At 62.3% G+C, this 19,170-nt stretch carries 26 protein-coding genes and 2 pseudogenes; 7 read left to right on the top strand and 21 right to left on the bottom strand.

The window, feature by feature from the left end:
* The first annotated feature begins 123 nt into the window (after window positions 1-123).
* From SKA58_RS18205 to SKA58_RS18215, 4 genes are all read left to right on the top strand, one after another.
* A complete protein-coding gene (locus SKA58_RS18205) occupies window positions 124-732 on the top strand; it encodes a DUF6088 family protein (protein WP_007688042.1) in 609 nt (202 codons plus the stop codon).
* Window positions 725-1,378 (top strand): nucleotidyl transferase AbiEii/AbiGii toxin family protein, encoded by a 654-nt coding sequence (locus SKA58_RS20525; protein ID WP_009823950.1) that lies wholly within the window; start codon window positions 725-727, stop codon window positions 1,376-1,378. Before SKA58_RS18205 ends, SKA58_RS20525 begins: the two co-directional genes overlap by 8 nt.
* The gene (locus SKA58_RS20530; protein ID WP_009823951.1) at window positions 1,375-1,773 is read left to right on the top strand and encodes a nucleotidyl transferase AbiEii/AbiGii toxin family protein; all 399 of its coding nucleotides are present in this window, start codon (window positions 1,375-1,377) and stop codon (window positions 1,771-1,773) included. Before SKA58_RS20525 ends, SKA58_RS20530 begins: the two co-directional genes overlap by 4 nt.
* Window positions 1,774-2,036: 263 nt before the next feature.
* Window positions 2,037-2,240: a hypothetical protein gene (locus SKA58_RS18215; RefSeq protein ID WP_007683427.1), complete on the top strand. Its 204-nt coding sequence runs from the start codon at window positions 2,037-2,039 to the stop codon at window positions 2,238-2,240.
* A 48-nt stretch (window positions 2,241-2,288) separates the two neighbouring features.
* Here the strand turns inward: SKA58_RS18215 and SKA58_RS20145 are convergent, their stop codons facing one another.
* From SKA58_RS20145 to SKA58_RS18225, 3 genes are all read right to left on the bottom strand, one after another.
* On the bottom strand, window positions 2,289-2,447 hold the full coding sequence (locus SKA58_RS20145; RefSeq protein ID WP_007683426.1) for a hypothetical protein: 159 nt from the start codon (window positions 2,445-2,447) through the stop codon (window positions 2,289-2,291).
* Window positions 2,448-2,571: 124 nt separating this feature from the next.
* On the bottom strand, window positions 2,572-3,264 hold the full coding sequence (locus tag SKA58_RS18220) for a hypothetical protein (protein ID WP_232209504.1): 693 nt from the start codon (window positions 3,262-3,264) through the stop codon (window positions 2,572-2,574).
* 258 nt (window positions 3,265-3,522) lie between these two features.
* A complete protein-coding gene (locus tag SKA58_RS18225) occupies window positions 3,523-3,792 on the bottom strand; it encodes a hypothetical protein (RefSeq protein ID WP_037544115.1) in 270 nt (89 codons plus the stop codon).
* Between the two features lie 71 nt (window positions 3,793-3,863).
* On the opposite strand from SKA58_RS18225, the gene SKA58_RS18230 reads away from it, so the two are divergent.
* Together SKA58_RS18230 and SKA58_RS20425 are read left to right on the top strand one after the other, a co-directional pair.
* Window positions 3,864-4,721, top strand: a complete 858-nt coding sequence (locus SKA58_RS18230; RefSeq protein ID WP_009823955.1) for an ATPase, T2SS/T4P/T4SS family — start codon at window positions 3,864-3,866, stop codon at window positions 4,719-4,721.
* 174 nt (window positions 4,722-4,895) lie between these two features.
* Window positions 4,896-5,288, top strand: coding sequence for a hypothetical protein (locus tag SKA58_RS20425; protein WP_232209506.1), 393 nt, complete (start codon window positions 4,896-4,898; stop codon window positions 5,286-5,288).
* Here SKA58_RS20425 and SKA58_RS20430 read toward each other — a convergent pair.
* The 16 genes and pseudogenes from SKA58_RS20430 to SKA58_RS18305 form a co-directional block, all read right to left on the bottom strand.
* Window positions 5,286-5,903 (bottom strand): annotated as a pseudogene (locus tag SKA58_RS20430) (UvrD-helicase domain-containing protein); the annotation flags it as partial. The gene SKA58_RS20425 and the pseudogene SKA58_RS20430 overlap by 3 nt on opposite strands.
* On the bottom strand, window positions 5,881-6,564 hold the full coding sequence (locus SKA58_RS18240; RefSeq protein ID WP_009823959.1) for an ATP-dependent endonuclease: 684 nt from the start codon (window positions 6,562-6,564) through the stop codon (window positions 5,881-5,883). The gene SKA58_RS18240 and the pseudogene SKA58_RS20430, both read right to left, overlap by 23 nt.
* Before the next feature lie 32 nt (window positions 6,565-6,596).
* Window positions 6,597-6,926 (bottom strand): annotated as a pseudogene (locus SKA58_RS18245) (TrbG/VirB9 family P-type conjugative transfer protein); the annotation flags it as partial.
* Complete coding sequence (locus SKA58_RS18250; RefSeq protein ID WP_007683408.1) at window positions 6,923-7,621, bottom strand: virB8 family protein; 699 nt, start codon at window positions 7,619-7,621, stop codon at window positions 6,923-6,925. The pseudogene SKA58_RS18245 and the gene SKA58_RS18250, both read right to left, overlap by 4 nt.
* Before the next feature lie 336 nt (window positions 7,622-7,957).
* Window positions 7,958-8,902: a type IV secretion system protein gene (locus SKA58_RS18255; protein ID WP_007683405.1), complete on the bottom strand. Its 945-nt coding sequence runs from the start codon at window positions 8,900-8,902 to the stop codon at window positions 7,958-7,960.
* Window positions 8,903-8,923: 21 nt separating this feature from the next.
* Entirely contained in the window at window positions 8,924-9,142 is a 219-nt protein-coding gene (locus SKA58_RS20595; RefSeq protein ID WP_150132838.1) for an EexN family lipoprotein, read from the bottom strand.
* Window positions 9,139-9,852, bottom strand: a complete 714-nt coding sequence (locus tag SKA58_RS18260) for a type IV secretion system protein (RefSeq protein WP_007683402.1) — start codon at window positions 9,850-9,852, stop codon at window positions 9,139-9,141. The genes SKA58_RS20595 and SKA58_RS18260 overlap by 4 nt, the downstream gene beginning before the upstream one ends.
* A gap of 3 nt (window positions 9,853-9,855) precedes the next feature.
* A complete protein-coding gene (locus SKA58_RS18265) occupies window positions 9,856-12,267 on the bottom strand; it encodes a VirB4 family type IV secretion/conjugal transfer ATPase (RefSeq protein WP_009823961.1) in 2,412 nt (803 codons plus the stop codon).
* Window positions 12,260-12,610 carry a type IV secretion system protein VirB3 gene (locus tag SKA58_RS18270; protein ID WP_009823962.1) on the bottom strand — a complete coding sequence of 117 codons (351 nt, stop codon included), beginning with the start codon at window positions 12,608-12,610 and terminating at the stop codon, window positions 12,260-12,262. The genes SKA58_RS18265 and SKA58_RS18270 overlap by 8 nt, the downstream gene beginning before the upstream one ends.
* Window positions 12,607-12,945, bottom strand: coding sequence for a TrbC/VirB2 family protein (locus SKA58_RS18275; protein WP_009823963.1), 339 nt, complete (start codon window positions 12,943-12,945; stop codon window positions 12,607-12,609). Before SKA58_RS18275 ends, SKA58_RS18270 begins: the two co-directional genes overlap by 4 nt.
* Window positions 12,942-13,607, bottom strand: coding sequence for a lytic transglycosylase domain-containing protein (locus SKA58_RS18280; RefSeq protein WP_009823964.1), 666 nt, complete (start codon window positions 13,605-13,607; stop codon window positions 12,942-12,944). The genes SKA58_RS18275 and SKA58_RS18280 overlap by 4 nt, the downstream gene beginning before the upstream one ends.
* Window positions 13,604-13,942, bottom strand: coding sequence for a hypothetical protein (locus SKA58_RS18285; RefSeq protein WP_009823965.1), 339 nt, complete (start codon window positions 13,940-13,942; stop codon window positions 13,604-13,606). The genes SKA58_RS18280 and SKA58_RS18285 overlap by 4 nt, the downstream gene beginning before the upstream one ends.
* Before the next feature lie 63 nt (window positions 13,943-14,005).
* A complete protein-coding gene (locus SKA58_RS18290; protein ID WP_007683389.1) occupies window positions 14,006-14,938 on the bottom strand; it encodes a phytanoyl-CoA dioxygenase family protein in 933 nt (310 codons plus the stop codon).
* An 11-nt stretch (window positions 14,939-14,949) separates the two neighbouring features.
* On the bottom strand, window positions 14,950-15,561 hold the full coding sequence (locus tag SKA58_RS18295) for an acyl-homoserine-lactone synthase (RefSeq protein ID WP_007683387.1): 612 nt from the start codon (window positions 15,559-15,561) through the stop codon (window positions 14,950-14,952).
* A gap of 75 nt (window positions 15,562-15,636) precedes the next feature.
* The gene (locus tag SKA58_RS18300; protein WP_007683385.1) at window positions 15,637-16,383 is read right to left on the bottom strand and encodes a LuxR family transcriptional regulator; all 747 of its coding nucleotides are present in this window, start codon (window positions 16,381-16,383) and stop codon (window positions 15,637-15,639) included.
* Between the two features lie 13 nt (window positions 16,384-16,396).
* Window positions 16,397-17,158 carry a helix-turn-helix transcriptional regulator gene (locus SKA58_RS18305; protein ID WP_007683383.1) on the bottom strand — a complete coding sequence of 254 codons (762 nt, stop codon included), beginning with the start codon at window positions 17,156-17,158 and terminating at the stop codon, window positions 16,397-16,399.
* 221 nt (window positions 17,159-17,379) lie between these two features.
* On the opposite strand from SKA58_RS18305, the gene SKA58_RS18310 reads away from it, so the two are divergent.
* Window positions 17,380-17,949: a hypothetical protein gene (locus SKA58_RS18310; protein ID WP_009823967.1), complete on the top strand. Its 570-nt coding sequence runs from the start codon at window positions 17,380-17,382 to the stop codon at window positions 17,947-17,949.
* On the opposite strand, the gene SKA58_RS18315 is transcribed toward SKA58_RS18310, so the two are convergent.
* Window positions 17,941-18,738: a methyltransferase family protein gene (locus tag SKA58_RS18315; RefSeq protein WP_009823968.1), complete on the bottom strand. Its 798-nt coding sequence runs from the start codon at window positions 18,736-18,738 to the stop codon at window positions 17,941-17,943. The genes SKA58_RS18310 and SKA58_RS18315 overlap by 9 nt on opposite strands.
* Window positions 18,735-18,998 (bottom strand): DUF2933 domain-containing protein, encoded by a 264-nt coding sequence (locus SKA58_RS18320; protein ID WP_007683380.1) that lies wholly within the window; start codon window positions 18,996-18,998, stop codon window positions 18,735-18,737. The genes SKA58_RS18315 and SKA58_RS18320 overlap by 4 nt, the downstream gene beginning before the upstream one ends.
* Window positions 18,999-19,170: the final 172 nt, after the last annotated feature.

The following is a 19,170-nucleotide window of genomic DNA, read 5'->3' on the forward strand; positions in this document are numbered from 1 at the left end:
CTTGGCATCCTATCTGGATGCGATGCCAAAATATCTTGGAAAATAGCGAATTTAGGCGCTGATACGCGCTTCTAGCTTGTTAGAAAAAAGCGTGCTATTATCTAACAGATAGGAGCACAGCCAGTGTCTGCGGTAGCCGATCGGATCATGAAGCGCGTGCGCGGCAAGGGCCGCGGCTGGGTGTTCACGCCCAAGAGCTTCGTCGACTTCGGGACGCGTGGGTCGGTCGACATGGCGCTGTCGCGCCTCGTGACCGCCGGCGACATCCGGCGCATCGGCCGGGGTCTTTATGACTATCCGCGCCAGCATGACAAGCTCGGTGCGCTCAGTCCCGATCCCGCCAATGTCGCCAAGGCCCTCTCGACGCAGAGCGGGGACAAGCTCGCACCGTCGGGCGCGGCGGCGGCGAACAGGCTCGGGCTATCGACCCAGGTTCCCGCCCGGGCCAGCTATGCCACGACCGGCCGCACCCGGGTCAGGCAAGCGGGCGGGCGCAGCCTGACGCTCAAGCACAGCCGCGCACCGGTGCTCGACAATGCGCCGGACTCGGTCAACGCGGTCGTGCAGGCGCTCGCGCATCTGGGGAAGGACAATATCGATAGCGACAAGATCCGGCACTTCGCCGCCCGCCTCGATGATCGCGACATGCGGATGCTCGCCCAGGCCAGGGCCGAGATGCCCGGATGGATGGGCGACGTCGTCTTAAAGATCGGCGCCGCCCGCAATGGATGAGTTCGCACGCAGACCAGCCGAGGATCGGCGCGCCTTTATCGATGAAGCGGCGGCGCGGCGGGATCTGACGCCGATCATCATCGAGAAGGATTTCTGGGTCTGCTGGACGCTACGCCGCCTCGTCATGTGTCCCGACCTCGCCGGTCACATGACCTTCAAGGGCGGGACCTCGCTGTCGAAAGCCTATGGGATCATCGCGCGCTTCTCCGAAGATATCGACCTCACCATCAGCCGCGCGGCGCCGCTGCTCAGCGAAGTCGCCTCGCCGATGGACAGCGACATTACCGGCAAGGAGCGCGAGCGCCGGACCAAGGCGCTCAAGGCGGCGGCACAGGCTTATGTCGCCACGGTCGCCATGCCGATCCTGGCGCGCGAAATCGAAGTCGCTCTCGGCACGGCCGAGGGCTGGAGCCTGGCGCTCGATCCCGACGACAAGGACCAGCAGACGCTGCTCTTCGTCTATCCGCGCACCTCGGGTTACGGGCTCGCCTATGGCGAGAATTACGGCGGCGCGGATGAAAGCGGTTACATCAAGCCGCGCATCAAGCTGGAATTTGGCGCCCGCGGCGACACGGAACCGTTCGCGCTTCGACCGATCTTGCCTATCTGGCCGAAGACTTTCCCGAGGAACTGCCGGATCCGGTGACCGAGGTGCCGACGCTGGCCGTTGCGCGGACCTTCTGGGAAAAGGTCACGATCCTTCATGCGCTCCATCATAACGGCAAGCTGCGCGAGGGCATGTCGCGCCATTATTATGACGTGCTGATGCTCGACCAGGCGGGCATCACGAACGAGGCGATGGGGCGGATCGATCTGCTCGAGCAGGTCGTGCACAACAAGAGCCTGATGTTCGCGGACAGGTCGGCCTCCTATGACACCGCCGTGGTTGGAACGCTGCGCCTGTCGCCCGATGGCGCGACTTGGGAGAAGCTTGAGCGGGACTATGGCGCGATGTCGGAGATGTTCATGGCCGCGCCGCCGAAATTCGAGGCGTTGATGAAGGGTCTGGCGGCGATCGAGGGGACGATCAACGGGCGTTGATGCCGGAGACCGCGAATGAGCAAGTAATCTAAGTATTTGAAATAGAACGATAAAAGACTGATAATATATCTTATGTTAAATCAGTGCCAGCATCGCACAAGCGAGTGGCGGCTCACGCACCGAAGTCTGGCGTCAAAAGCCGAAGGCGCACCGAAAAGCTGCTCGGGCTGCCGAAACCCGACAGGTTGGCAACCAGCTGGGTTTCGTGCCTGCACAAAGATGGGCTAAATGCGGGACCAATGGAATCGAGCGAGGGAACTTGCATGATCACCGCCAAGCACATCCCTTGGGAGCCGATCGGCACTTTGCCGGAAGACCGGAAAGACGGCCGTCGCTTGCTGCTCTGGGAGGTTGACCTCCCTGTGATCGGGCGATGGGATAGCGACCGTGAGGGCTGGGAAAATCCCGAAAGCATGCATATCCTGGAAGAAGTCATCTACTGGGCCGACATCACCCCACCCGTGTGATGAGTGGATAGGAAGGGGTTACTTATCGGTATCCGCAGTTCGACTGATTCAATAGTGCGCCAGCGTCCGGCCGATGCCGATCCGTCTGAACGGCGGCTTGGTCTTAAAGATATCGATGAGATCGAAAGCGCCGAGCGCGAAAGCCGCGATGTCGTTGCCGGCCTTCAGGACGATGAGCTCGCCGGCATTGTGTCTCTTCGCGATCATGCTGTTGTTGGGATGAGAGGTGCTGTCTCCCGCGGCGGCTCCGCTTCGAGCCAAGAGAAAATCTGGCTAAGATCGTGGTCCGTTTAGGCAGCGATCGTCACCATCGGTGGTGCCTCTCCCTTGGTCATGGCGCGGCCCCGCCCGCGGGATCTGCTGGAAGCGGGATCACATTGGCCTCGCCGAACAAAGCTGTCACCTTCGCCATCGCGAGCTCGCTTAGAATCTGGGTGAACAACAGCGCCAATCGGCGCTTCGGTCTGGAGCACGCGACGTAGAACAGGTTGCGATTGCTCTCGAAGGATTCGACCTTGTCTGCCGGGGGGCCTGGGTCGAGCCGTTCCAGCATCTGCGCGAAATTATACTTGTTCCAGCCACGGCCGACGATGACGAGCACGTTCTCGAACTCCGCACCCTTCACGCCGTGCTTGGTGGCGAAGGGCGTGTGACCATCGATGAACGCATCCACCGCCATCAGCTCGGTGTAGGCGACGTCCCGTAGCCTTCGCAGCTGGGCGATCCTCCGAGACTCGCCTTCGACCGGTTCGGGTCCGGCGTCGGCCAAGCGTTGCTCGCGGTCCAGCACCGCCTCGGGCAGATGCATGTGAGCCTGGCCTTTGATGAGGTCGATGACGGCGCCGATCGTGCCGGTCGCTCGCAATTGGATAAGCTGTTCGAGAGACTGCGTCCATGCGACCTTGTCGTGATGCCGACGGATGCACGGCCTGCCGGCGCCTAGGCTCTCAAACATCTCGCCATAGCGCTTCGCCTGAACCTCCAGCCCCCGGAGAATGACCATGACCAGAATGCTGTCTTTCAAGAAGCCCCTCATCGCCGGAGTGCTCGGCTGTAACGGCGAGGGAAGCGAGCGGTCAATGCCGTCTCGCATTTGCTCGGCCGATCCATGTTCTGACAATCAAATATATCGGGGCACAGGAGCATCTCGATTAAATGACGCTACCTCAAATGGTTGCCTCCCGGCTGTCCCGCATTTGTCCTACCGGGGGTCTCGATAACAACCCGACATTTACGCCTCTGCCGCTGGACGGCGTAATTGGGTCGCGAACTGCCGGTCCCGCTAGCGGCTCGGGAATGGAATAACCGTGGCGCTGTCGAGAAAGCAGGCCATGCCTTTCTCGGCAACCGCCTGCCGGAATGCGTCCAGAGCGGCCGCGTCCGTGGCGAACTGATCATCCCACACCGTCGAAGTGCCACTGGAGTTGACCACTTCGAGCGACCAGTCGGTTTCGTCCTCGAGCCGGACGATATTGACCTCCACGGTGACACCGTCCTGTGTGACGGTGCTGGAGAGTCCGGAAACGACAAGATTGGGATCACGATCGGCCATGGGCATAATCTATGGTGCTGAGGGGCCGGTGTAAATCGCGCTCTGTCGCTGGAAAGAGGGGGCGGTTCCGGATGGCGTCGCACGCCCGTACCGAGGTCCACGGCGAGCGTCCGATAGTGTCTGCCGAACTGCCGCCGCATGGACAAGGTGCGGGTGAGCGCTTCGAAGGCATCCTCCCGCCGGTCTCGACCGCGCCCTGCTTCTCGATCAGGAAGCCCGCGGCGCGGGTCTATACCCTGATGGACTATGTGGCTGACGGCATCATGTCGGCCGAGGCTGCCCGTATGCTTTCGCTGGCAGTGGTCGATCGCCGGAACATCCTGATCGCCGGCGGCACCAGCTCGGGCAAGACCACGCTCGCCAATGCGTTGCTCGCCGAGATGGCGCATCTCGACGAGCGGGTCATCCTGATCGAGGACACGCGCGAACTGCAGTCGCCCGCCCACGACACGGTGGCGCTCAGGACAAGGGCAGGCGCCGTCACCATGGGCGACCTGGTGCGCTCGACGCTGCGGCTCCGGCCCGACCGTATCATCGTCGGCGAGGTGCGCGGCGGCGAAGCGCTCGACATGCTCAAGGCGTGGAACACCGGCCATCCCGGCGGGATCGCGACCGTCCACGCCAACAGCGCGTCTTCCGCGCTCTACAGGATCGAACAGCTCATCCAGGAAGCCGTCGTCACCGTGCCGCGCCGCCTGGTCGCCGATCTTGCGCTGCAAGCGCTCGGGGCAAGCGGCATTATTATCTGCAATCGGCGCGCGGCAACCGCCTGTTCGAACTCGGCCTGGGTCCAATCGCACTGGCACTCTGCGGTGCGTCCGATCCCGACAGCCAGAAGCGAATTGACGGCATTCTCGCGGAGCACGGCGCGGAAGGCCTCGCCGGTTCTTTCCTGCGCTCCGCCGATCTCGCCTGGGCCGCTGATCTGATCGGCGAGTTTCCCGGCACCAACCAATCCACCGCTCCCCAAAGGCCGCGCATGCTGGCTCGAGCTGGTCGGCCAGAAATTTGATGTGGGGGTCTTCTTTCTTGAGCCAGGCATCGTTGAACTGGCCATAAATGCTCTGGATGGTCGGATAGCCCTGTTCCTTCGCCAGCACGCTGTGGCTGAGCATCAGGATCTTGGTGCGTTCGACGGCAAAGTCCCAGCCCTCATCCGACAATCGCTGCTTCAGGTGATCGAGATAGGCGCGTGCCGCCTCGGGGCTCGTGTCGCCAGTCCAGTGACCACCGCCCTGGCCCGTTCGGCGCTGGCCCGGCCATGCATTCGTGTGAAAGATTCGAGCCTCACCCGGCGCATCCGGGTCGCTGGGGATCTGTTCGAGATCGGGTCGCATGCGATTGAGCACCGCGACGATGGGTTCGGCGGATCGGAAATTGGCGTTTTTGTCGATCACCTCGAGTGCTGCGTGCTCGACCGCACCGCATCCCTCACCGTAGATCTTCTGCCAATGGTCGCCGAACAGGCCAATGATAGGCCCCGTACCCGTACCTAGGAAATGCTGCTTTAGAGCCTCTACGAAGCCCGCATCGGTGTCCTGATATTCGTCAATCAGCAGCACGGGATAGCGCTTCGCTAGCACTAAGCGAAACTTGGGCCGTGCCAGCAGCTCCGTCATCAGCGTCAGCACGTCTTCGTGCTTCAATGACACCTCGTCTGGCGTCACCCGGGGATAGCCGAGGTCGTAATTGACCTTCCTCGCGCCTAGCCCCCCCACCCCGGCATCGGCGAGACGTTCTCCCCATCCCGGCAAGTCAGGCACGATCGCGCGGAGCTGGGGCTGAAAGTCCTGCAATACTGACCAACAAAATCCGTGAATGGTCTCCGGCCGAACCGCCGGGTGGGCCTGAACGCGCGCGATAATCTCATCCTTCGCCACGTTCGTGAACGTGATGCAACCAATCTGTTGGCGCTTACGCACAAGTTCCGTACCGCGAAGTTCGATCAGGCGGCGCAGCGCCTTTTCTAGGGAATATGTCTTGCCTGCGCCCGCGCCTGCCTCGAGCCGGAAGCTTTGTCCGGCATCGAAGCACGCATAGACACGCTCAAGTGCAAGGCGGCCGGCCGCGTCGGCGGCGGTCTCTTCGTCAGCCATCGACCTGGGCCCCATCAGCCGCGTCAATCACTTCGGCGACCAACTCGGCGGCGATCGCGTCTGGCCCGAGGGTCGGCGCTGGATTGCCTTGGGCAAGCCACCGCAACCCTTCGCCGATGTAGCGCGGCGTCCGCCACTCGGTGTTTACGATCGCATGTTCAAGCGCAAAGCTGGACTTTTTCTGTTCGGCCGCATGCTCATAGGCGAGCGTCGCCTGGTCGCCCTCGCCGAGATCGAAGAGTTCTGGATTGGCGAGGATGAAGGCATCCTCAAAGCTGCGAGCACATGGACCGCCATCCTGCTCGGGGATCTGATAGGCGAGCCGTCGTCCGCCGTCGGTCTTCTCCTCGGTCGACTTGTCGAGCAGCTGGGCTGGGCTCACGTCGGGCTCGTACCAGCTTTTGATACAGGCATTGCTGGTGAATGTGCCCTCGGCCACACGAACCGCCACGCGCTTGTTCTTGGCCCCGGGCGCAACGGAATCGATATCGGTGATGATCAGCGTGCGCAACTCGAGGAACGCCAGCAGGCCGAAGAAGCGATGGGCGTAGGCGCCGCCGACCTCCATGACAGTGAGGTACTGACTGCTTAGTTGCGGCTCGCCTTGCGCGGCAGCGTCGGTCTTGCGGATCATCGCCGGAAGGAGAAGGCGTTCAGCGGTTCCTTCGATCAGCACCGCCTTGTCCGCAAAGAAAAGGTCGCAGCGGGATAGCTGCGCAATTCGCCTCCGCGCGACGTGGTGACGATGAGATTGGTCGGTCCGGCACGCTCACGCGGCTTGAGGAACAGGATGTGCCCGGCGACGGCGACCTCCCAAGATACGGTGTCGCCCAGCGCGACGTGCTGGATCGTCTCATCGTCGCTCAGGACAATCTGTGTTGCGGTCCGGAACGTGCCGACGATCCGATAGACCTCGGTCTCTTCATATTCGACGAACTTGACGCGCGGGTCGGACGGACCACCTCGCGGAACTTCGACCGCGTGCGCCGCCGTTACAGGCACCAGCGCGCAAATGATGGCGGCGGAGAGCGCCCTCATCGGATCACCTCCGGATCGGCACGATAGTTTTCGACCTGGAATCCCAGCGGGTTCCGGTAGCGATCGCCTTCCGCCATGGGCGCGTTGGCGTAGGCGAACGTGATCGTGGCGATCCAATCGCTGTTCTGGATGTCGGTCTCGGTCTGGACTGTCCGCGTGAACCGGACATTGGCGACGCGATCGTTGATGAAGGCGATGTTGCGCACGCGCGCCTGCACAACTGCGTTCTTGCCCCAGACATTTTGGGGACTGGCACCATTGTTGCTACTGTAGAAGCGCGCCCAGCGCTGCTGTTCGGTCGGCTGCGAGAGGATCGTCACGAACCGAAAATTTTCTTCGGCCGCTGCCGGGATCCAGCTTTCGCGGGTTCTCACATACTGGGCGAGGAAGTATTTGGTGACCGCCTCATCGTAGCGCATCGGCCGCTGCGTGAGCGCGGTCTGGACATCCACCGCGCCGGTGGTCTGGTTGACGCGAATAACATAGGGCACGACAGTCTTGAGAGGCGTCAGAGCCGCAACTGCGAAGATCGAGGCCGCGGCCAGGAGTGAGGCGATGGCCGCGATGCTCCAAGCGATGCGGGTCGAGCGCAGCGCGTTCCGGATCCTGTCCTGATCCCAGCTTCGTGCGTCCCGGAAATAGCGCTGCAGCCCCGATGCCGGCACCGCCTCCGAGCGGTCATCAGCAGCTCGCATAATGCGGTCCCCTTGGTGCGAACGATACTTTGTCTCCGGAAGATGACGCGGAAGGCACGGCGGGCGGTGGGGGTGGATCGCCGTCTCTTGGATGCGATAGCGGCGGTATGGGCGGCGCAGCTCTCGGCGCCGTGGTCGCAGGCACAGGTGAGCCCGGTAAGACGCTTCCATAGATGTTCACGTCGCGCAGGTGATGGCCATTGCAAACCGCGAGCTTCTTTGGACCGGATGCACAGCCGACGACGCCGAGCGCAGCCAGAACAACGCCCAGGCAGGTGACGCTACGGCGGAAGCTAGGCGCGAATATTGGTGAAGAAAAAGCCATGAGATGCCTCGCTACGCCGCTTCGATGGTGCCGCCGCGGTGAGCGGCGCGCTCCAAGTTGCGGCTGTTGCGCATGACGCGACGCTGTCGGAAGGGAGATGCCATCGTGCCCCAGGCCGTTCCGGCGAAGGCACCCACGCCGGCAGCGGCTCCCCCGGCTATTCCCGTTGCAATGGCTGGAGCCTGGAAGAAGAAGATCGTGCCCAAAAATATGTACGCTGCAAACAGGACAGCACCGAAAGCCGTATCCACGACGCCTTCAGATGCTGCTGTTGCAGCCGCTCCGAGGTCTGTGATCAGGGTCGTGATGGCTATGATTACAGCAAGGAGAACGATATAGTTGAATACTTGCCCCAGCCAGCCGTGGAAAAAACGCCTCGTTGGCTCGAAGAGAGCTAGAGCGATGAAGATGGGGCCAAGTGCGATAATGATCGCCAACGCAACTTTGGCAAATATAGTAATAGCAAATCCAACCGCTGCCGAGAGCCCAGCTAATGCCTTCAGCCCCAGGCTCAGCGCATAGAGGACCAGTTTATATGGGTTAATGTCGCTGTACGTTGCGGCTTCAGTCTCTATCCGTGCAACTATAGCATCACTTTGAGTGTAATAGTCGTCGAAGGCCTCTCCTACTGTGTCGATCGTCTTACCGGCGAGAGCTTGGGAGATCGCATCGGGCATTCCGTGGAAGAGCGGCGTCGTGATCCAATCGGAATAGGCGACCGTCGTCGCAGCAACATACAGCAGACAGAGCTTCACCATCCGATAGAATAGCTCACCCCATGGTTCGCTGATGATGCCCCGCATCACCATGTAGCCGAACAGGGCGATGTAGATAACCAGCCCGACAGCGAGCGGACCACGGACAACCTCTACGACGTTTTGGAGACGCTCGTTGAGGAAAAGATCAAGCTTCCCATCAACGTTCGCGTAAAGTGAATTGAACATGTCCGTGGCCATGCGAAGCTCCAAGGCGCTGGATTATTTCGAAAGCGACCGCATCTTGTTGTCGAGAATCCGGAGGCTTTCAGCGTTGGAACACTCCTGTTCGTTGGGATGTGATCCGTCGGCACAGGCCTTGACGAGTCCTCTGAGCTCTTCCGGGTGAGAGGTTAGATAGTCCTTCCCGCGCGGTGCCCGCTCGCATCCTGCGAGCATTCCCGCTGCGGCAAACCCAAGCAGCAAAGCTCTCGCGGTCATTGCGACAAGCTTTCTAGCTTCGTCGCCAGTATCGCTTCGCTTTCGCGCTGTGATCGCAACTGGACGTCTGCTTCTTGCCGCATTCGCAGCGCCTGCAATTGCAAGGCGTCGTTCTGGATATGGGCATTCTCGACCCCTACCCTCGCCTGGATATCCATGACCTGCTTGGCGTCCGAAGCCGTATCCAGCGAGGTTCTCAGTTCTTCGAGCCCGGCGGTACGCTGGGCCGACACGCCATAGGCCGCCTCCGCGATCGCGGCATCGCGCGCTGCGAGGTCGCCGTTCCGCAAGAGGTTGTCGCGGGAAGCGCGCTCATACGCCGACGCACCTGGTCGCAATTCCGGCAAAGCGATACGGTTGGCGTCCCGGATACGGGTCGCGGAGCTCCCGAGCGAGCCCAGGCTGGCATTGTCCGACGACATCAGCCGGCTGATGTCACGGGCCTCCCGCGGCAGAAGGTGGCGCATGGCATCGGTGGAAAGAGATGATGCGATGCCGTTGACGTCGGTGACCTGGTTGAAGCTGCCATAGAGCTGCTTCGCTTCTGCGATCTGCTCCTTCCCCTGATCGATCATCGACAGGGTGTTCTTCACCGTGGCCAGCGCCTGCAGATAGCCGGAGCTGTCGTAGACGGGGATACCTTGCGCGACTGCAGGCCCCGCCATTCCAAGGGCGATGGCGCCAAGTGCTGCGTATATGCCCTTACCCATAGCTCATCCTTTCCTGATCGATGCAGACCGACGCTGCTGGTGAAAAAGAGGCAGCCATTTCGCCGGGTCGTCGCCGACATCAGCGCGAATGGCATCGAGGAGTGTCACGGTTTCCGTGGTGCCCGAGAGCACCGCGAGCTCGTCGGAGAGGCCGCCCAGGTCCAGTTCCACCACGATCGAGTCATGACCCTGCTTGATGAGGAAGCGGCGAGATTCCGGGTTCAGGTCGTGACGGACGAGCTTGAATTCCGCCTGGGTCAGGCCCAGCCCGTCGATATAATCCGTTTCACGCCCATAGGGGTTTGGCAGCAGGATCTTGGTCGCGACCTGCTCTATGATACTGTGCGAGATATCCGAGCGCAGCGCATCGGCCGGGCTCTGCGTGCCGAAAACCAGGAAGGCGTTCTGCTTGCGGTAGGTCTTCAGGCCATCCTGGGCAAAGGCGCGGAAAGCGTCATCGCCCAGCGCCTTCCAGAACTCATCGATGTCGATCACCAGTCGGCGGCCATCCAGAAGGCCGTCGATGCGATGGAACATGTACATCATGATCGGCGTGCGAACTTCCGGATTGTCGAGGAAGTCGGTCATGTCGAAGCCGAGGAACGGCGCATCGAGCGACAAAGCATCGATCTCGTTGTCGAACACCCAACCCAGCGATCCGCCTCGCGACCATTTCTCAAGCCGAGCGCCGATGCCTTCCGGATCGCGCTGGCCGAGCAGCTGGCGCAGGGCCAGAATGGATCGGTTCTCCGGCGCGAGCCGCCCGAGCGACGCCAAGCCTTCGTCGATCATGCGCTCCTGGGTGACGCCCAGCGTGCTGCCGGGCGGCGTCACCAGCTGCCGGATCAGACGACCGAGAAAGACGAGGTTGCGCGGCCCATATTCGAGCGCCCGCAGCGGCGCGAAGCCGGTTGGCTCCCCGTTCTTCAGCGTCAGATAGATCCCGCCAGCAGACCGCACGTAGATCTCGGCGCCGCGATCCTTGTCGATGAAGATCTGCTGCGCGCCCGTCTTCTCGAGCTGCGCCATCAGGAAGTTCTGAACGACCGTTTTGCCCGCGCCCGAGGGACCGATGATGAGCGTGTGGCCGAGATCCCCGACATGGAAGTTGAAATAGTAGGGCGATTGCGCGGCCGTTTTCATCAGCGCGATCGCCGGACCCCAATGATTTCCGCTCGGCCGGCCCGCGGGATAGGTATGAAAAGGCGCCAATGCGGCGAAATTCCGCGATGTGATTGCCGCCGGCCGCGCCCGCCACGCGAAATTTCCGGGAAGCTGAGCCCAGAAGGCCGCCTCGAGCGCCGGCCCTTCCCTCGCTGATACCAGGCCAGCATCCGCGAGCGCGGCCCGCGCGGCCGACAGATTATCGGCGAGTCGCCTCTGGCTCTCGGCAAACACCCCAAGCGAGAAGTGATGTTCGCCAAGGACGAACCGATTGCTTTGAAGATCGTCGGCGGCGTCTTCAAGGTCGAGCGCCTGGCTTGCTGCCGCGTCCTCGGTCGAAGCCATCTGGTTCTGCCGGCGCCGCAGCCTTTCGGCCGCGCGCGCCTTCCCCATGAAGGTGAAGGATTGCGACACGACGAACGAGAAATCCTGGCCGAGCAGAGCGTTCATCTGACCGGGACGGGTGAGCGCGGGATATTCCCGGATGCCGAAAATGCCCAGCCAGCGGCTCGCATCATGGGCGCGGATCTCGACCGTCTCGCGTCCGAAGATCACCCGCTCGCCGTAGAGTGCGGATCCAAGATGGCCTCGGACCAGCGGCACCTTGGCCTTTGCGCCCATCATGACCTGCTCGAGCACTTCGAGCGGCCTGGAGAATAGGAGGCCATTTTGCTCATAGAGGCCGAGCCGCGCGGGGCTGCACCGCCGGAGGAGCTTTTCGATATCGCGCGCCTTCTCCTCGAAGCGGGCCAGTTCGTCGGGGTCGACCTCCTCATCGGCCGCCCTGGCTTTGGCGATGCGCTTGAGGAGAAGCCCGGTCCGATCGGCCGAGCCGACCGCCGGTCGCATGATCAGCGTCAGATAATGCTCGTTGACGAACATGCGCTTGGCAGTCACCCGCGCGCGATATTTTTCGTCCAGATCGGCCGCGAAGTCCGAGCGGAATTGGCCTTCGGGATAGTCATCGACCGGGCGGCGAACGATGTGGGTCCAGAGCGCGAGCCGATCGTCGGCAATGTTGCGCCAGGTGCCGTTGAGCTTCTCGTGCCAGTCATTGAGGTGGATCGGATCCGCGGTCTCGAACGCAAGCCCTTCAAGGCGGAACATCATCATGAGGTCGCCGCTATCGAGCGCGATCACCTCCGATGTCACGTGGCGCGCATAGGGCAGATAGCGACCCGGCTCGGCCTCTTGCCGCAATATGCGCCACGGCGTCTTGCGCGGCGGGAGCTGGGCAGCCGCGCTAGCCACGCGCAAAGCCCTTGCGTTTCAGCCCCGCGACCGGGAGCGGCGAATAGGAACTGCCGCCCCACCAGACGCGGTTCCGGCTTCGCGCCTTGGTCATGGTCCAGAGCCACAGCAGCCGGAAGGCGTTGGCATCGTGCCGCACGATGAGCCGTGCGACGGCGAGACAGGCGCCTCCGATGGCGCCGGCATAGAGCGGGTTGCCGCTGACGATCAAAGTGAGACAGGCGGCAAGCGCGATCGGCAACGAGGCTTCGAGCGGCACGCCGAGCCACATCGTCGGGCGCGTGACCGCCAGAAACAACGTCTCCTCGCGCAGCCGCTCGTCCAGGGCGGCGCTCTCCTTCACGCGCCACCCGTGATGGTGTCGACGATCCACTGCGCACTGAAGACGATGAAGATGCCAACGATGACCGTCACCAGAAGGCCGAGGCTGGCGCGCCCGGTGAAAAACATGAACCCGACGATCACGACCGCGATCACCGCGATGGTCTTGGCGAAAGTCCCGGTGAGCCAGGTCTTGATGTTCTCCGCCATCGACGTGATGCCGTCAGCCCCCTGCGCGTGTGCAGGATCGCTCAGCAGCATCGAGACAAGCAGCGCCAATGCCATCACGCCGATGACGCGCAGAAGAAGTCGCGCCCATTGGCGCCGTCCGCCCTGATGGGCGGTGATTGCTGTCATGGATGCTGTCCTTTCTGAGATGCGGCCCCGTCGCCAAACACCATGAGCGAGGCCTGGCTCGCCCTCGCCGCTGTGTTCCACCCGGCTGCGGCCGGTGGCGAAACAGGGGTGTCGGGTGGCGGAGCGAAGGCCGGAGCCGCTGGGGCAACGACCGAGTTTCTGGTCGCCGGCGCCGTACTCCGGATCAACGGAATGACGGCTGACGCACTGGCATAGACCCTGGCGACATAGCCGTTGCGAAAGCCGCGCCGCCGGTCGCCGGTATTGTACAGCGAAAGGGCGGTCGCGATCGCATGATCCCGGCTCGGGGCAAGGCGCGCGACCGCCTGGTAGTTGGTCGCGATGACGCGGGCGGCGGCGGCCAAATTGGAGCAGGGTTCGAACGCATTTTCGACCGAAAGCCCCAGCCAGCCGAGATTGGCGCTGTTAATCTGTCCCAGGCCGAGATCGATGTTGTAGCCTCGACCAATCAGGCTGCGCGCCGCAGCGATTGCCTGCGCCTTGGTCGCGGGCTTTGGCGCGCGCACGCCGGGACTATTGACCCCGATTGCGAGACTGTTGAACCGGCTCTCCGTGTGGACGATCGAAATGAGCGTCTCAGGCGCCGCCGTCGGTGCGCAAGCTCCTGCAAGCGAAAGAAGGGTGGCGACATCGAGGATCATCGGCGGCCGCCGTCCAAACGCTCGATGCCGGCCAGCGAGAAGGTCTGGCTGCGGCCGTCGTTGAACGTGATGACCACCCGGCGGCGAGTTGTGGAATCGCGATCATAGACCTTCGTGCGGGCGACGCCGCCGCTACAGCCGGGAAAGGCGCCGCCGGTGGCCAAGCGTTGCCATAGCTTGGTCATCGGCGACACGCATTGCGCGTATTGGGTCGCGCCACCGGGATTGGAAAGACACAGGAGAACCTGGCAGCCCAGGTCATTCGCCGCTGCCGGTGCGCTTGGAAGGGCTGTGGCGAGGGCGAGCATCGCCATGCCGAATATTGCACGTTGCATCGGGTCTTCCCCCGCGAGAGACAGCTCCCGCGTCGGGAAATGCCGTCAGCTATCCGTTGGATTTCACCTCTCTTTTGTTCCGACCGCGCTCGATTTCGGCAATCCCCCTAGCCGGGGGGGGAGTTGATCGGTTTGCTGCCGCAGGAATTCGGACAGAGCGCCTTCCTGGTCGGGCCGGAGAGCATCGATTGCGGCGAGATGGTCTGGCGGATCGCCGCCGAGCAGGATGGACGGGCACTGCCCGTCATAATTGCCGAGATTGGGGCGGTGCTGCTGGTAGCCGACCAGCGCGGCAAGCTCGGGATAGAATGCGCTGGCCACCTCGGGCGGATAGGTCAGCCACTGGTTCTCATAGGGCTTCAGCCAGCCGAGGCAGTAGCTGACGATGATGCCTCGGCGCACCGCGTTTGAACGATTCGCGCCGGCGCCATGGAGGGTCGATCCCAGGAATATGATCGCCGATCCCGGATCCGCTTCGATGGCGACCGGCTCCGCGCCGTCGTCGCCCTGCCCGCCATTGTGGCTCCCCGGCCAGACCAGCGTCGCCCCATTTTCGGCCTTGAACGGCGAAATCGGCCACATGACGTTGACGAGATATTCGAGCTCGCCGGTCGGACCGCGCCACATGTCCTGATCCCGGTGCGGAAATTGCGCTGGCGCCCCCGGGTGCAGCTCGAGCGCTTGCGTGAGGTTGAGCTGGACCGTGTCGCACCAGGGCTCGAGGATAGCGTGGACGAGGCGCATGACGGCAGGGTTTTGGACAAGACTTTCAACCGTCGGCGCGCGCTTCAGCAGGCCACCGAAGCGTTTTGTCCGAGGGCCGTAGAATCCGCCCTGGCAGAAAGGCGTGGCGGCAAAACGCGGATGGAGGGATCGATTGATCTCCTCGATGCGTGACCGAGACTCGACATCCCGCAGGATGCAGAAGCCGTGCTGCCGCAGATTTTCGTCGGCTTTGGTCGCGGCGGAGACGCCGCGCCGTGCGATCGTGGCCATGATCGCCCTCCTCATGCTGCGGCGGGAAGATCGGCAAGGCCGACAGGGCGGAAAATGCCGCTCGCGCGCAGCTGCTCGCGCGTTCGGTCGTCCACATCGATTTGCAAGGCGACGAGACTTCGCCCTTGCTCGGACGTGGGAAGACCCAATGGTCGGCAAGTCCAGCCGAAACCCAGGATCTGCTGGAACCACGGCCACTCGGCGACCCCGGTGAAGCTGTGGATCTGGTTGGCGAGGGCATATTCGACGAGCGCGGTGACCAGCTGATTGCGCAGCTCGAGACGCTCCCGGGCGCGCAATTTTCGCGCAAGGCAAAAGCGGGTGATTTCCAGGATAGCACTGCCGCGCGGCGGCGCTTCCTCGCAAAGATCCGGGAAGATCGTGCCGAGAATATGCTCGTGCGTGGTCGGCAGAAGCCGTGCGGAGGCCCGGTGTTCCCCGTCGTCCCCGGTAACAACGATGTAGACGGCGCGATCATTGTCGAACTGATCGATCTCGTAGCGACCGGCGATGACCGGAACGTCCCAGCGAAGAAGATCGACGAAGACCCGCTTGCGCTCCTCGAACATGGAGCGAAACAGGCGGTGTTCCATGGCTTGCGAAAAGCCGGTCCCGATGTGCATGACAGCCTCCTTTTGGTGAGGCCTGTCAGTCGATCAGAGGCGGCTTTTTTTGCGTTATCCCCAGTTCTGGGGAGATCATCGGCCGAACACATCGGCAAAGCTGATTTGCCCTTCGAACAAGGCGCGAATGGCGAGGAGGGTGCGCTTGGTGACGCCATAGCGGTCGCGCGCATCCTTCACATGCTGGATCACCGTTTCCTGGCCGATGCCGAGGATCTGGCTGATCTCCCAATCGGTCTTGCCCCGCGCGACCAGCGCCACGCATTCGGCCTGCCTTTCGGTCAGGCTCGGGCATTCGGATTGCGGCGCGTGGATCCGGGAAATCTTGCGTGCCGCTTCGAACGCGAAGCTGCCGACGAGCTGCACGAACGGCAGCTGCCGATGGTCGAGCATCTCGCCCGCCGCCATCGCGAAGGAACAGGATCCATTGAGCTCGCCAGGAATATGGGCCGGAACGGTGAAGCCGTCGCCCAGCCCGGCCTCGTAGGCTTCTGCCAGGATCGAGCGATCGGCGGCCGTCAGAGAGATGATCGACTGAACCGCCGACCAGGCAAAGCCCACATTGGTGCGATGGCTGGCGCGGTGGATCGGGTCGCTCGCATAGAGGCGTCTCGCCTGGAAGCGCTCCACCCAGTCTTGCGGATAGTCGACGATGTGGACCGAGCGAACCGCAGGCTTCAGGTCGACATGATGGACCAGGGCATAGTGCCGAAAGCCCATGGCCTTCGTGATTTCGGCCATCAGGTCAGACAAGGCCGTAGCGTCCTTGATCGCGCCAGCGACAGCGCAGAAATCCTGAACTTGCCCAAGCCCGATCATCATATGGCCGGCGAGATCAGAGCAGCGCTTCCATGTTGAGATGACCATCGCGAACCGCGCGCAGCACCAGCTGCGTGCGTCGTCGCACGCCATAACGCCTGCGGGCCGATTCAACATATTCGTGCACGGTATCGCGGCTGAGGCCGAGGATCTGGCCGATCTCCCAGTCGCTTTTGCCTTGCGCGACGAGCGCGATGCATTCGACCTGGCGAGGACTGAGAGGGACGCAGGCCAATGGCCCTGCCCTTTCGCCAAGCAGCTCGCGCGCCCGATCATAAGCGACCGAGCCGAGCAGACGGGCGGTCAGAACCTCTTCTGCACTCAGCGGCTCGTCGCGTGATCGGGCCGCAGTGAAGATCGCCTCGGGCTCGCCCGGGGTCCGGATCGGCAAACTGTAGCCCGATGCAAGGTCATGATCCCGGGCGCGGTCAAGGATGCCTCGCTGGCGCGGCGTGAGCTCCAGCACGTCGCCGACACGGTCCCAGGCCAGTCCAGAGGGCGTACGTGCGCAGGCCGCATGGATGGGATCTTCGAGATAATGGCGCTCTTCGAGCACTTCCTCGAGCCAGGCCGACGGATAGGTTGTGAGGAACAGGCTTTGCTCGTCGCCGCGCCGAAGGTCGATATTGTGAAGCAGCGTGAACCAGCGGAAGCCAAGATCGCGCACGGCGGCATCGATCGTGCCATGCAGATCGCCAAGGGTTTCAGCACGCTGACAGTCCGTCGCAAAGCGCGTGAGATCATCAAGGCGGCCGCAGTCTTTTATCCTGTTCGCCATAGGCGACGGAAGCTCGTTCGCGAGGAGACGGCTCGTCCACACCTAAGCGGCGAGCGCCATGATTATCAGGATGAGTTGAGAACGATTCGCAACAATCTACGATTAGAATGGATCGCCTATGACACTTTATCCGCCGGCAAAGTGTCATAGCTGACAACCCGTCTGTAGCCGCCGATTTGGGATTCACATTGATCCTGCTTTGTGCTTGATTCCATCATGTTATGTTTCATGCAGGCAAGCCTCTTGAACCCTCCATTGGCTGTGATGTCGCGGCCGTGCTCGAGACGCTGGCGACCGTATCGAGCCGGCCCCGTTATGCCTTCATGCTGCTCAACCTGATCGCCCAGGTGGCGGGGCCAGATGGAAGCGCCGGTCCCTGGGTCAGGCGGAACGATGGGCTCGTTTCCCTGCGCGATTGGCTATGCGACGCATTGACCCCGATGGCCCAGCGTGGTCCGCGCAGCATTACGCTGGCCAAGCGGGTCGAGAGCGACCTCGCTAGAAACGGACTGCTCCCCGGCGATCCGGAGAAAAGGCGCGGCGTGATCGCGGAGGAAATGCGGGCACGCATTCGCACAGCCGGCAAGAGTAATCTCAGTCGCGCCGTTTCCGAACTGGTGAATGCAGGCCTGCTCCGCCGACATTATCAGGGCTATCGCGTCGACCATCGGAACCGTGGCGGCCAGCGCCACGCCGTCTATACCTTGATCGGCGATGCTCTGCGTCTAGTGCCGGGCATCAGCTCCACACCGAATCTGCCCGTGCAAGGCGAACTTGCCCTCTCAAGATGATTGCGCAGTCGAACCGGGATTGCTGCAGTAGTGTGCTGTGAGGTCGGGTAACGATGTCCGAATAATAAGGCCAGTCAGAACGTCAGCATTGACCTTGCCGGCAATTACATCAGCCATTCCCGTCAAGGATCGCCATGGCCTTCTTCGACGCGAATGGATTGTCAGATTCGGAATGAAGCCGGGCACGCGAGCCATATAATCGCGGTAAACCTCGCCGAAGTTGGCTAGCGCCTCCTTTTCCTCATGCCGAGCCAGCCGAATATACATCACGACGAGCACCGGAAACATAGCAAGGGTCAAAAGGGTCGGCCATTGTAGCAAAAAGCCGAGCATGACGAGAATGAAGCCGACATATTGCGGGTGCCGGATCCGGGCATAAATCCCAGTAAGGGCCAATTGGTGTTTGCGCTGACTCAAGTGAAGGGCCGTCCATGCAACCGAGATCAGCCAGTAACCCACGCCGATCAGCACAAAGCTGGCGATGTGGAATGGACCGTAATGGGGATTAACTCGCCAGCCGAACATCATCTCCAGGAGATGTCCAGCATCGTGGCTCCACCAGTCGACAGCGGGGAAATACGACTGGAGCCACCCCGAAAGCACGAAGATCGTGAGCGGGAAGCCATACATTTCCGCGAAGAGCGCTATGATGAAAGCGCTGAACGCCCCCAAACTGCGCCAGTCTCGTTTAGTTGCCGGCTTGAAGAAGCTGAACGCAAAGAGGATGAAAACGGCGGCGTTAACCAGCGCGAGCCCCCACAGACCATAGCCATAGTCGGCGTGCGTCATCGCGACTCTCCTTCGATGCGGCCGTTGGGATTGGCCGGTAAGCCGGCGGGTGCCTGACCGGGCTCATGGCCATGCTGATGCCCACCATGGCCGCGGTGCATGAACAGGTGCATGAGCGGGCAGGCGAGCAGGATGAGATAGGGCAGCACACCCAGGAAGTGCGCGGTATGCTCGGTGAGGAGGAAGAAGCTAGCGACGAGCAGGAAGCCGATCAGAACGATCTTGCCGCGCTTGCGCATGCGATGGTCATGTTCGCCCATATGCCGTCCTCTTCTGGTCAACGTCCGGGCAGCATAGGCTCGAGTCCAAGGAGCAAGGTATAAGTAGAGACCGAAGTCCCCCGGGCATCGCGCAGGCATGGGTAAGGCGATCGATGGGATCGGCCATCGGCGTTCGGGCGACGCAGCTGTCGGGGAGCAGCAGTCGTGCTGC

This window comes from Sphingomonas sp. SKA58, assembly GCF_000153545.1.
In the GTDB taxonomy this organism is placed as follows: Bacteria; Pseudomonadota; Alphaproteobacteria; order Sphingomonadales; family Sphingomonadaceae; genus Sphingobium; species Sphingobium soli.